10 protein-coding genes are annotated in these 12,863 nt (G+C 67.2%); 7 read left to right on the top strand and 3 right to left on the bottom strand.

Going from position 1 to position 12,863, the window contains the following annotated elements:
- Positions 1-13 precede the first annotated feature (13 nt).
- Genes KF785_11670 through KF785_11660 form a run of 3 tightly spaced genes read right to left on the bottom strand, consistent with a single transcriptional unit; the run spans position 14 to position 4,076 of the window.
- The gene (locus KF785_11670; GenBank protein MBX3147414.1) at positions 14-1,927 is read right to left on the bottom strand and encodes an ATP-binding protein; all 1,914 of its coding nucleotides are present in this window, start codon (positions 1,925-1,927) and stop codon (positions 14-16) included.
- A complete protein-coding gene (locus KF785_11665; GenBank protein ID MBX3147413.1) occupies positions 1,924-2,853 on the bottom strand; it encodes a hypothetical protein in 930 nt (309 codons plus the stop codon). Before KF785_11665 ends, KF785_11670 begins: the two co-directional genes overlap by 4 nt.
- The gene (locus KF785_11660; protein ID MBX3147412.1) at positions 2,850-4,076 is read right to left on the bottom strand and encodes a pyridoxal phosphate-dependent aminotransferase; all 1,227 of its coding nucleotides are present in this window, start codon (positions 4,074-4,076) and stop codon (positions 2,850-2,852) included. Before KF785_11660 ends, KF785_11665 begins: the two co-directional genes overlap by 4 nt.
- Before the next feature lie 147 nt (positions 4,077-4,223).
- On the opposite strand from KF785_11660, the gene KF785_11655 reads away from it, so the two are divergent.
- The 7 genes from KF785_11655 to KF785_11625 all read left to right on the top strand — a co-directional run bounded on the left by KF785_11655 (position 4,224) and on the right by KF785_11625 (position 12,860).
- Positions 4,224-5,711 (top strand): DbpA RNA binding domain-containing protein, encoded by a 1,488-nt coding sequence (locus KF785_11655; GenBank protein MBX3147411.1) that lies wholly within the window; start codon positions 4,224-4,226, stop codon positions 5,709-5,711.
- Positions 5,712-5,772: 61 nt separating this feature from the next.
- Positions 5,773-6,378, top strand: coding sequence for a thymidine kinase (locus tag KF785_11650; GenBank protein MBX3147410.1), 606 nt, complete (start codon positions 5,773-5,775; stop codon positions 6,376-6,378).
- A 2-nt stretch (positions 6,379-6,380) separates the two neighbouring features.
- The gene (coaE, locus tag KF785_11645) at positions 6,381-6,995 is read left to right on the top strand and encodes a dephospho-CoA kinase (protein ID MBX3147409.1); all 615 of its coding nucleotides are present in this window, start codon (positions 6,381-6,383) and stop codon (positions 6,993-6,995) included.
- 55 nt (positions 6,996-7,050) lie between these two features.
- Entirely contained in the window at positions 7,051-7,440 is a 390-nt protein-coding gene (gene gcvH, locus KF785_11640) for a glycine cleavage system protein GcvH (protein MBX3147408.1), read from the top strand.
- Positions 7,441-7,545: 105 nt separating this feature from the next.
- Entirely contained in the window at positions 7,546-10,401 is a 2,856-nt protein-coding gene (gcvP, locus tag KF785_11635) for an aminomethyl-transferring glycine dehydrogenase (protein MBX3147407.1), read from the top strand.
- Positions 10,371-11,201: a hypothetical protein gene (locus KF785_11630; protein MBX3147406.1), complete on the top strand. Its 831-nt coding sequence runs from the start codon at positions 10,371-10,373 to the stop codon at positions 11,199-11,201. The genes gcvP and KF785_11630 overlap by 31 nt, the downstream gene beginning before the upstream one ends.
- A 24-nt stretch (positions 11,202-11,225) precedes the next feature.
- Entirely contained in the window at positions 11,226-12,860 is a 1,635-nt protein-coding gene (locus KF785_11625; GenBank protein MBX3147405.1) for a peptide ABC transporter substrate-binding protein, read from the top strand.
- Positions 12,861-12,863 lie beyond the last annotated feature (3 nt).

Genomic DNA, 12,863 nt, shown 5'->3' with positions numbered 1-12,863 from the left:
ACTCCACCACAGGTCAGGCGTAGGGGTCGTCGACGCTCTTGAGGCGGGTAACCCCGCCGTTGGTCGGTGCCACCGACCGGGTTCGAACCTCGCGGCCGAGGCATTTGACGAAGAAGGCGACCACATCGCCTGGCCGGTTGCGGATGGTGGCGTGGAGCGCCCGCACCACGTCATCCTGAGCTCGGCCGGCAATCAGGTCCTTGATCCGATTGCCGGGCAAGCCTGGTTCGAGGGCCCGGAGCCGGCGCACCACGGCATCCTCGAACGGCACCTCGGGTTCCGGCGGATAGCGATCGATGCCTTCCCGCCCCGACAGTACCGACGGCCGCGGAAAACGAAGAAAGATGGGCTGGGTAAAATGCGGGTGACGGATCATCAGCTCGCCCTTGGGCAGCGCCGCCAGCTTGGCCTTGATGGCCGGCGACAGAATCCCGTACCCCGGCGTAGCGAGCTCATCCGCATCGAGCCGGCCGTAGACCGCCGTACCCGCATTGCCGACGACCCGCTTGTGCACCTGGGAGCGAAACTGCTGCGCCGAGAAGAGCACCAGGCCGAGATAGCGACCCCGCTCGGAAAGGTCGAGCAACATCTTCCGAACGTAGGTGTCGTGCCCTTCCTGCGGAGCATACTTGTTGAGCTCGTCGACGAAGACCGCGACGTGCTCGACGCCAAGATCCCGACGCTCGAGATGTTCGCGCAGCTTGGACACGATCCGCGCAAAGACGAGATCCTGCGCCAGCGGATCGAGACCCGCGACGTCCACGACATAGACGGTCCGGTCGCCGAACTCGCCCCACGGCAAATCATTGACCTCACCGTTGTCGGTCACCAAGCCCTTGGACCGGGTGCTGATATTGCCAAGCCGATTGCGGATTTTCCGAATGGTGGCAACATGATGCGTGCGCCAGATCTCGCTGCCCCGAGTCGTTTCGAGAAAGTTGAAGATCGCCTTGAAGAAGTCTTCGAGCTCGGCAAAGCTGCGCACCGCAAAGGTCTGCCCCGACACCTCGTCATTAAACTCTTTGCCGACGACCCGCTCCGCCAGGAAATCGATGAAGCCGTCGGCCTTGGCATCGATGTCGTCGCGGTTGAGCAGCACTTCGGTGTAGTCCAGTACCTCGCGAAGGCCCCAGACGAGCGGCTCGGTCGGAATCAGCTCGGGATTGGTGCGCAGGGTGTTGAGATTGACGCCGTCATTCTTGAACGGCGCAAAGTAGCGCACCCGATCGAAGGGCCGCGGCTCGAGACCGAGCCGGTCATACAGGTGGCGATCCTGGTCGTTCAGGGTGCCCTGCCGATCGAGAAACAGCAGGTCAGGGCCTTTGACGTTGAAGCAGAGCGCCGCGACCCGCCCTTTGTGCGGCGGAAACCGCTGAAAAATCGAGGTCAGAAAGAACTCGACCGCCGAAGTCTTCGTGGCCAGACCGGACACCCCCGTAATGTTGAGATGCGCGGCTTCCGGGCCAAGCAGAAAGTCGGCGTCGAGGTACACGGGAGCCTCGAGCCCGCCTGCGGCATAGACGCCGACGGGCACGCCGGTCGGCTTGTCGCCGCCGATGTAGGCGTCCATCCTGAGCGCAAAGGCCACATCTTCGTCGGAGGCAAGGTGCACCTCACCGAGCGGCACGGCCTGCAGTGGCTCCTCCGGCTCGTGGCGCAGCACGGCGGTCTGGAACAGGCGGATCTCACTCCGCTCGCTGGGCTCGACCGGGCTGTTGGGATCGCCGTCGGCGCCGTAGACCGCGTCCATCGGGGTTGCCAGGTCCGAATAGGCAAACGCATCCGTCACGACGCCATAGACTGATCGCCCGGGCGACTCGACCCGGACGATGGAACCGATGCCTACGGCCGTGTCTCGCGCGGTCCAAAACAGGAACTGATGCGGCGTACTCGGTTTGAGCTCCGTCGCGACGACACGTCCGATCATCGGGCCCTCAAATGGCGTTCGACCTGGGCCACGCCGTACAGCAAGCGGTCCCACCGCGCGTCGGGCCGAGCAATCGGGGCCCGCTCGGCCAGGAGCCAGCCCGAGACGCGCTCGGCGTGCTCAGCCCGCTCGGTGCGGGCCGCGACTTCGATGCGCACCAGGCCGTGGAAAAGATCTTTGCCCTCGTGCGCCCAGAGTCGAAGCGCCCAGGAATCGACCGGTGCCGCGTGGGGCGTCGCGGGGCGGAACACACTGGTCCGGTGCCCCTGCGGCAGCGACAAGTACAGGTGACTGGTCTCGGGATCGTCGAAGGGCAGCGTCGCGTGGCTTTTCGACACCCCGATGACGCGCGGATCAGACCCGAGCCGATCGAAATGGGGTAACACACCGTCGACGACGAGCCAGGACGGATCGTCACGGCGAAACTGCGCAGCGACCCGCCACTCCAGCGCGCTGCGGTAGTCATCGACCGCTCGGTGCGCCTTCTCGAGTTCTTCGAGGGGATGAACCGGGCCGTCGAGATCGAGCTCGACCCGGCCAAAATCCGGCAGCCGATCGGCAAAGGCAGCCAGCGCATTCGGCGCACCGATCAGCAGCCGGCCGCCGTCGTGCGCCACCGTGCGGAACTGCCCGTCGACCCGGAGGCGGACCGCGGCGCCAATCAGGGCCGCCACCACCGGCGAAGTGCCGACATAACTGACGACTTCGTAGCGCTGCGTGCCGTCGAGAAAAGCAATCGGCTCAGGGCACGGGCTCCGGGTCACCGGATGCACGGCAAGAGTCGACCCTTCGACGACGGTCGACTGGATCTGGCGGTAGACATCGGGGCGCCCCTCGACAGCCGGCGGCATGGTCGAGGCCGCCACGGCGCCGGGGGTGCCCTCAATCGCCCGGCGCACTCGTGCAAAGAGGAGCCGCGTACTCACACCCCGCCCGCTTCGAACTCCGCGATGCAGCGCATCAACCGATGGATCGCCTTCTCGAGATCCTTGTCCGACGCGGCGTACGAGAGCCGAATCCAACGGTCGTCGCCGAACGCGGCGCCCGGCACCGCCGCCACACCGTGCTCGGTGAGCAGGCGTTCGCAGAACTTGGTACCGGTCACCACCGGCTTCTGGCGAATGCCGTCGACCCGGAAGAACAGGTAGAACGCACCCAGCGGCTCGACGAACTCGATGCCGGGCGCTTCGGTCCGAAACCGCTCGACCAGCCGATCGCGCCGCCGACGAAATGCGGCCGTCATCTTGACGACTTCCTGCTCGACCTTGGGATCCGAAAAGGCCGCTGCCGCCGCTACCTGGGCGGGATGATTGGCCCCGGTCGTCGTGTGCGACTGCAGGTTGGCCATGGCCTTGACGATGGTCGGCGGCGCGTAGGCCGCGCCGATCCGCCAGCCGGTCATCGCATACGCTTTGCTGGCGCCGTAGATGACGACGGTCTTCTCGAGATACTCGTCCGGCAGGTCGAAGAACGACGGAGCCGCCCCCGGCCCGTAGTAGATCCGGCGGTAGATCTCGTCGCTGATGACCCAGATGTTGTGCTTCCGGGCCCAGTCGCCGATGGCACGAAGTTCTGACAGGGTGTAGACCGCCCCGGTCGGATTGCACGGCGAGCAGAGAATGATGCCGCGCACGAGCTTGTCGAAGTGCCGATCGAGATCTTTGACGCTGACCTTGAGCCCCCACTCGACTTCGCCCGGCACCATCACCGGCTCGGCCCGCGAGAGGTGCACGATCTGGGGATACGAGACCCAGGCCGGCGCCGGAATCAGGACCTTGTCTTTCGGCCCGAACAGCGAAAAGCAGGCGTTGAAGAGCGATTGCTTCGACCCCGAGCTGATCACGAAGCGATCCGGATCGACCGCGCGGCCTCCCGAGAGCTGGCTCAAATGGGTGGCCATGGCGTTCCGTAGTTCCGGAATGCCGACGTTGGGCGGATACCGGGTCTGCCCCTTCTGAATCGCCTGGATTCCCGCCTGCGCCACCGGCGCCGGCGTATCGAAGTCAGGCTCCCCGACGCTCAGGTCGACCACGTCCTTGCCCAACGCACGGAGTCGGCGCGCCTCGGCGTTGATGGCGACCGTTTCGGAACCTTTGATGTGGGTCAGATTGCTGGACACAGGATCGGGGAGGCGAAGCACCTTCGTCACGGGGATTTGCTCGGGAAGTTGAGGTTTCGCGAAGGTTCGTGGGTTGCCCGAGCGAAGTCAATGTTAGATTACGGTGTTATGCTGATACCGGTGCGGTTGGGCCGCACCCGGGCGTAACGAGCCGTTTCATTGACAATCGAGGTACCCGTGTCCGACGTCGAACTGACCAACCCGCCGGTGAGCGGGTCGCTGGAAGCCTTTGGGGTAGCATCCGCCGCCGCCGTAGCCGCCCGCGGCAACAGCCTCGTCTTGGCTGCCCCGCCGGCCCCGGCCTACACCCTTCCCGTCCTTGCCGCCCTGCTCGGGCGCCCGGCCGAATCGGCCGAGGCGGGACCGGTCCTGGTCATCGCCCCGGACGCGTCCCTCGAAGCCTGGGGCCAGGCCGTTGCGCTGGCCGGTCGACAAGCCGGCATCACGGTCGCCGTCGCGCCGAATCCCAGTCGGGCCGCGCACCACCTCGCCTCCAGCCGCGTTGCCGCGCTGGTCCTGTCCCTCGCCACCACCACCGAACTGCTCCGCCGCAGCCAGCTGCGCACCGATGGGATCCGGGGCGTGGTCATCATCTGGCCTGAACTGGAGCTGTCCGACGAAGGCTTCGTGCCGATCTTTGCCGACCTGCCGAAGGAAACCCAGCGGGTCGTCGTGACGACCGACCCGGCAGGGACCGCCACCTTCGCCGAACGCTACGCTTGGCGCGCACCGACCATGGGGCCGCTGGCCAACCCGACCCAGCCGGCGCAGCTCGGCCGGGTCCGCGGTGCCGCGGTCCGCTGGGATGACCGGCTCGCCGCCGTGGCCCGCGCCGCCGACCTGCTCAACCTGGACGAGGTCGAAGTCTGGACCGCGTCGGCCGACTCGCACGAGGCGCTGACCGAACGACTCGCCGGGCATGGTGTCACCGCCCGACCGGTGGCCGGCGCCATTCCCGCCGGACCGGCCACGATCTTTTTCGATGCCCCCCCGCCGGAACTGCTCGCCCAGGCCGCCCTCGACACGAGCGTCGTGCTGATTGCCCCGGGCGCCGAGCGCTACTTTGCCCGGATTGCCGGGCGGATCGACCCACTGACGCTGCCCGGCGGCCTCGACCAGGCCGAGCGAGCCATTCAGGAAGATCGGCGCGCCATCCGCTCCCGACTGGAAGGCCCGATCGATCGGGGAGCTTACGCCACCGTCGCCCCGCTGCTGGACCGCTGGAGCGGCGCCGAGGTGGCGGTGGCCGTCCAGAGCCTCTGGACCGAAGCCCGGACCCGAGCACCCGCGCCCGCAGCCACAAGCGCGCCGCTGACGTCGCCCCATCCCAAGGTCTGGATCAATCTCGGTCGCAAAGACGGTGCAACCCCGGCCGAGCTGCTCAGCGTGGTCCTCGGCGCCGGCGTCAAGCGAGACACGCTTGGTCGGCTGGAACTCCGCGATGGCTTCTCACTCGTGGAAATGACGAGCGAGTTCGACGCGATCAACGCCGCCGAGAAGCTCGCCGGCCACGAGTACAAGGGACGCCGCCTGGCGGCGCGACTCGACCGGAGCCGCGAGAGCGACTCTCGCGATCGTGATTCACGGGATCGCGAATCGCGGGACCGGGCGCCGCGAGACCGGAAGCCCCGAGACGGCAGCCGTCCCCCGCGACGACCGGCTTGACCCGATCCGGCTGGTCATCTATCGTCGGACTCCTTCTCGTCCGAACCCCAGGAAAGCGCGGATGTATCACGCCTCGCGTACCGGCACCATCGAGGTCATTGCCGGTGTCATGTTCAGCGGCAAGAGCGAAGAGCTGATCCGGCGGGTGCGGCGGGCGTTGATTGCCCGCCGCCGCGTCCAGGTCTTCAAGAGCCACCTCGACGACCGCTACGGCGGCGTGGCCCGCGTCTCGAGTCATAACGGCGCCGACATCGAGGCCGTTCCGATCGACTCGGCCGCCGAGATTTTTCGGCAGGTACGGCCCGATACCGAAGTCGTCGCGATCGACGAGGCACAGTTCCTCGACCATGGAGTGACCGCCGTGGCCACCTCGCTGGCCGAGCGCGGCGTTCGGGTCATCCTGGCCGGAACAGATACTGATTTTCGCGGGCAGCCTTTCGGCCAAATGGGACCGCTGATGGCGGTGGCCGAAGACGTCACCAAGCTGCAGGCCATCTGTGTCGTCTGCGGCGACCTCGCCTGTCGCAACCAGCGGCTCATCGGCGGTCGGCCCGCGCGCTGGGACTCGCCCACGATCATGGTGGGCGGCACCGAAGCGTACGAAGCGCGCTGCCGCCGCTGCCATCGGGTGCCCAGGCAGGACGAAGACCAGACCAGGATTCTGTAGGCATGCTCAGCGTCGGCCTCACCGGCAATGTCGCCTCGGGCAAGTCGTCAGTGGCCCGAATGTTTGCCGAGTGGGGCGCCGTCGTCATCGATGCCGATGCCATCGTCCACGAGCTGCAGCAGCCTGGCACGGCGGTGTTCAAGGCCATGGTGGAGGAGTTCGGCCGGGAGATTCTGGCGGCGGACGGCACCCTCGACCGCGGGGTGCTCCGCGCCTTGATCTTCAACGACCCGGCGGCGCGCAAAAAGCTCAACGCCATTACCCACCCCGCCGTACGGGCCCGCCGCGACGGCATCATGGCCGAGGCTCGCCAGGCCGGCACTCCAATCGTGGTCCAAGACATTCCGCTGCTCTTCGAAGTACTCGACCCCGCGAGCTTCGATGCGGTGGTGCTGGTCGATGCTCCGATCGAAACCCGTCGCGCCCGGATGGAACGGATCCGCGGCCTCGACCCGGAAACCGCGCAAGCGATGATCGAGGCGCAGATTCCATCCGAGGAAAAACGCGCCCGCGCCACCTACGTAATCGACAACGACGGCAGCCTCGACGACCTCGAAGCTCGCGCGCGCGCCGTCTGGACCGACCTGATCCGGCGGGCCAACGGTCTCTCGGCTTGACCCTGCCCCCCCTGCGGGGTATCGTGTTACCCGTCTCACCACAAGGAACCACCCGGTGGCCAACGTCCCGGACGACCTCCGCTATACCGCCGAACACGAATGGATTCGCCAGACGGGCGAGGCCGGCGTGATCGAAATCGGTATCACTGAATACGCACAAGGCGAGCTGGGTGACGTCGTCTTCGTCAATCTGCCCAAAGTGGGCGACACCTTTTCGACCCATCAGGCCTTCGGCACGATCGAAGCTGTCAAAGCCGTTTCCGACCTGTACTCGCCGGTTGCCGGTGAGGTCGTCGAGGTCAACGGCGCGCTGGACACCGATCCGGCCCTCGTCAACCGGACGCCGTTCTCCGATGGTTGGATGATTCGGCTCAAAGCGTCGAACCCGGCAGAGCTCGACGGGCTGCTCGACGCAGCTGCGTATCGATCCCACATCGGCGCCTAACGCACCTCCGGATCGGATACGCTTGTCAACGCTGTCGCGGTGCCCCGGGGGTGAGACGCCTTCGGGGCATTTGCATTTGAACACCATCGGAACGTCACTACGACCATGAAGAATCCCGCTACGACATTCCTCGACCGCCATCTCGGGCCCCGGCCAACCGACGCCGACGCGATGTTGAACAGCCTGGGCTACCCGAGCCTCGACGGGCTGATCGACGCCGTCGTGCCGGCGGATATTCGCACCTCCGCCGCGCTCGACATCCCTGCCGCCGTGAGTGAGACGGAAGCCCTGGCCGAGCTGGCGGAACGCGCCGCGGCCAACGAAGTCTTCCGCTCCTGGCTGGGCATGGGATACTCGAACTGCCACGTGCCCGGCGTGATCCAGCGTAACATCCTGGAAAACCCGGGCTGGTACACGGCCTACACACCCTATCAGCCCGAGATTGCGCAGGGCCGGCTCGAGGCGCTGCTCAACTTCCAGACGGTCGTGAGCGACCTGACGGGCCTGCCGGTGGCCAGCGCGTCCCTACTCGACGAAGCCACCGCCGCAGCCGAAGCGTTCGGAGTCGCACTCGGCGTCACGACGGTCAAGGGCGACAAGACCTTCCTGATCGACAGCCGCTGTCACCCCCAGACGATTGCGGTCGTCGAGACCCGTGCCGAAGCCCGCGACGTTCGCATCGTCGTGGCCGATCCGAATGACTTCCTCTTCGATCCGTCGGTCATCGGCTGCCTGCTGCAGTATCCCTGCACCGAAGGCAGCGTGCGCGACCTGGCGTCGGTCGCTGCGCAGGCGCACGGCGTCAAAGCCCTGGTGGCGGTGGCCACCGACCTGCTCGCCTTGACCAAGCTCCAGGCCCCCGGCGACTGGGGCGCCGACCTGGCCGTCGGCAACACCCAGCGTTTCGGCGTGCCGCTGGGCTACGGCGGACCCCACGCCGCCTTCATGGCCGCTTCCGACGCGCTCAAGCGGCACCTGCCTGGCCGACTGATCGGCGTCTCCAAGGATCGCGAAGGCAAGATGGCGCTCCGGATGGCGCTGCAGACCCGCGAGCAGCACATCCGACGCGAGAAGGCCACCAGCAACATTTGCACGGCGCAGGTGCTGCTCGCGGTCATGGCGGGGATGTACGCGGTCTATCACGGCCCGGAGGGCTTGCTACACATTGCCAACCGGACACACCGCTTCGCCAAGTTGCTCGCCAAGCGAATTACCGCGGCGGGACACCGCCTGGCGCACCGGGCCTATTTCGATACCATCGCGATCGATGTCGATCCGGCAGCCGCCGCAGGCATTCATGCTGCCGCGCTCGAGCGCCGCATCAACTTGCGCGCCATCAGCCCGACCCGGATCGGCATCGCGCTCGACGAGACCACCACGGTCGCCGATCTGAACGACATCCTTGCCTGCTTCGCAGCGGACGCGGCACCGATCACAGAGACCGCCGAAGCGATCGACGATGCGATTCCCTCGGCGCTGGTGCGGACCTCAGCGTTCCTGACCCATCCGATTTTCCATCGCTACCGGTCGGAAACCGACATGCTCCGGTACATCCGGAAGCTCGAAGCCCGCGACCTCTCGCTCACGGCCGCGATGATTCCGCTCGGCTCCTGCACCATGAAGCTCAACGCGACGGCCGAGATGGTCGGGGTATCGTGGCCGGCATTCGGGGGCATCCACCCCTTTGCGCCGCGGGAGCAGGCCGCCGGCTACCAGCAGCTCTTCAGCGAGCTCGAAGCATGGCTCTCGTCCATCACCGGATTCGCCCGGGTGTCGCTGCAGCCGAACGCCGGCTCGCAGGGCGAGTTTGCCGGACTCATGGTGATCCGCGCCTACCACAAGGCCCGCGGCGACAAGCACCGGACGGTCTGCCTGATTCCGCAGTCGGCCCACGGCACCAATCCGGCCAGCGCCGTGATGGCCGGGTTCGATGTCGTGGTCACCAAGACCGATGCGCAGGGCAACATCGACATCGAGGACCTGCGCAAGCAGGCCTTGGCCCACGCCGACCGGCTCGGCGCGCTGATGGTGACCTATCCGTCGACGCACGGCGTCTTCGAGAGCGGCATTCGTGAGATCTGTCAGATCATTCATGATCATGGCGGCCAGGTCTACATGGACGGCGCCAACATGAACGCCCAGGTCGGCCTGACCTCGCCAGGGGTCATCGGCGCCGACGTCTGCCATCTGAACCTCCACAAGACGTTCTGCATTCCGCACGGCGGCGGCGGCCCGGGCATGGGACCGATCGGTGTGGCAGCGCACCTGGCGCCGTACCTGCCGACCCACCCGGTCATTCCGGTCGGCGGCCCCGAAAGCTGCGGAACCATCTCGGCGGCTCCCTGGGGCAGCCCGTCGATCCTGCCGATCAGCTGGGTCTACATCCGGATGATGGGCCCCGACGGCCTGACCCAGGCGACGAAGTACGCTATCCTCAACGCCAATTACCTGGCCAAGCGCCTGGCCGAGCACTACAAGGTGCTCTACACCGGCCGCGACGGGTTGGTGGCGCACGAGTGCATCGTCGACTTCCGCCCCTTCAAGGGGTCGGCCGGTCTCGAGGTCGAAGATGTCGCCAAGCGGCTGATCGACTACGGGTTCCATCCGCCGACGGTGTCGTTCCCGGTGGCGGGCACTCTGATGATCGAGCCGACCGAGAGCGAGTCCAAGGAAGAGATCGATCGCTTCTGTGACGCGCTGGCATCGATCCGCGAAGAGATTCGCGAAATCGAGTCCGGAGCAGCCGAGCGGGGCAACAACCTGCTCTTCCACGCACCGCACACCCTGCAGCTGGTGGCGGGCGACGAGTGGAACCGTCCCTACTCGCGCGAGCGCGCCGGCTTCCCGTCGGCAGCTGTGCGTGGTCACAAAATCTGGCCGACGGTGTCGCGTATCGATGGCGCCTACGGCGATCGGAACCTGGTCTGCGCTTGCCCGCCGATCGAGGAGTACATATCGTAAGCCACGCATCACCCTCGCCCGAGGCCACGATCGGCTCGGGCGAGTTCTGGATCGACACCCAGCCCAGACCGGGCTGGCAGAACATGGCCGTCGACCACGCCATGTTCGACTGGGCCGAGACCACGGGCCGCCAGCTCTGGCGGCTCTACCGCTGGGAACCCCACTGCCTCTCGTTCGGCCGCCACGAACCCGCTGCCCGCCGCTATGACCGCGCCCGGATCGACGCGCTGGGCCTCGATTGCGTCCGCCGACCGACCGGTGGTCGGGGCGTCTGGCACGCGCGGGAGCTGACCTACGCGGTAGCGGCCCCGGTCGCGACGTATGGCTCGCTGCAAACGGCCTATCGCGCCATCCATGCGGTGCTGGCGCGCGCCGTGGCCACGCTAGGTGCAGCTGCCGACCTGGCGGACGATCGGAGCGTCCCCGGGCTCGGCAGCGGCCCTTGCTTTGCCGCCCCCGTCGGGGGCGAGATCGTCATCGGTGGCAAGAAGGTCCTGGGCAGTGCCCAGCGGCGGGGCGACACCGCGCTGCTCCAGCACGGCTCCCTCCTCCTGGCAGACGATCAATCGCTGGTTCGGTCGGTCCACCACGCGGCACCGCCGACCGAACCGCCCGAGGCGCCCCTCAGCGCCGTGCTGGGCCACACCGTGACGTTCGACACGGCCGCCGCCGCCGTCACGGCTGCCCTGGCTGGAGCGGGCCTCCAGCCGGTCGCGCCCGACCGGCCCGACGAGGTTCTGCAACGCGCGGCGCTACATTACGATAGGTATCGATCCGATACTTGGACTTGGGAGCGGTAGCCACCTGGTCTCGAGGGATACGTAATGCCTGCTCGTTCAACACTGGCAGGGCTGCTGGTCATGCTGGTGGCTGCCCCGGCGGCCGCCCAGCGCGACGGGCAGTCCGGCACCATTTCGATCGTCATCGGCGCCGAACCAACGCTGCCGGTGCCGACCCTCTCGCTGGCCAAGGCCAACACGGACGTAGCCAGCCTGCTCTTCCTGCCCCTGGCTCGGCTGGGGCGGCGGATGGTCACAACCGACGAGAAGAGTTACGAGCCCGCCCTGGCGCGCTCCTGGCGACGGACCGACTCGGTCACCCTCGTCTTTGAACTCGACGAGCGGGCGCGGTGGCACGACGGCACCCCGGTCACGCCGCGGGATGTGGTCTGGAGCGTGAATCGGGCGCGAGATTCGACGGTCTCGCCCACCTACGCGCTGCTGCTGCGGAACATCGCATCGGTCACGGCGACGGGACCCCGGCAGGTCACCTTCCGGTTCCGTCACGCCTATGGTGACCAGATGTTCGACGCCGTCTCGAACGCGGTGCCGCTTCCTGCGCACCTCCTCGACACCATCCCGGCGGCCCGGCTGGCCTCATCGGCCTACGTGTCCCGACCGGTCGGCAACGGGCCCTTTCGCTGGGGCAGACTCGAACCGGGTCGCCAGCTCGAGCTCGCCGCCGTGCCCGACTTCTTCCTGGGCGCCCCCAAGCTTCATCGGGTCGTCTTCCTGGTGGTGCGCGCCGCCGAAGCCCAGCTCAACCTGGTGCTCGACGGCACCGCAGACGCGTACGAAGCGTCGCTGCTGCCGCGCCAGATCACGCCGATCATGGAGCAGCCGCACCTCGATATCAAAACGCAGTCGTCGTTCAGCGTGGGGTATCTGCTGTTCAACCAGCGGGCCGCCGGCAATCGCAGCCAGCCCCATCCGATCCTGGCCGATCGCGAGGTTCGCCACGCGATCTCCCTCGCAATCGATCGCCAGCGCCTGGTCCGGTCGGTCTTCGGACCCTACGCATCGATCGTCGACGGCCCGATGGGACAGGCCACCTGGATTCGTCGTCACACCGCCAAAGGCCCGGCGTTCGACCCGGCGGAGGCCCGCCGGATCCTGGCGTCGCGCGGCTGGCGCGACAGCGACGGTGACGGTTATCTCGACAAAGACGGCGCACGGCTGACCCTGCGCCTGATCTACCCTGGCACCAGCACGCCGCGGGTCAGCATGGCCGAGCCGATTCAGGCCATGCTTCGCCAGGTCGGCATCCAGGTCGAGCTGCAGCGGCTCGACGGACCGGTCTGGGCCGAGCGTCGGGGCAAAGGTGAGTTCGACATCGACTTCTCGCAGGCAACCCTGGTGCCGACCCCGGCCGGGCTGGTGCAGAGCTGGTCGTGCGCCGGCGTGGGCGGAAGTAACGTCGGATCAGCCTGCAACCCGAGCTTCGATGAAGCCTACGCTGCGGCCGTTCGGGCCACCGGCTCGGCGGCGGCAGAGCGGTGGCATGATGCCATCGCCATCCTGCAGCGCGATTACCCCGCAGTCTTCCTCTACTCCCCGGCCCAGGCGCTCGTGGTGCACCGCCGCTACCGCGACGTCAGCATCCGCCCGGACGGCACCTGGACCGATCTCTGGCGCTGGTCGGTCGATCCGGCTCGCCGGATCGCACGGGATCAGCGTTAGGCG

The organism is Gemmatimonadales bacterium, assembly GCA_019637315.1.
Classification (GTDB): Bacteria; Gemmatimonadota; Gemmatimonadetes; order Gemmatimonadales; family GWC2-71-9; genus SHZU01.
This window is presented reverse-complemented; position numbering and strand designations above follow the sequence as displayed.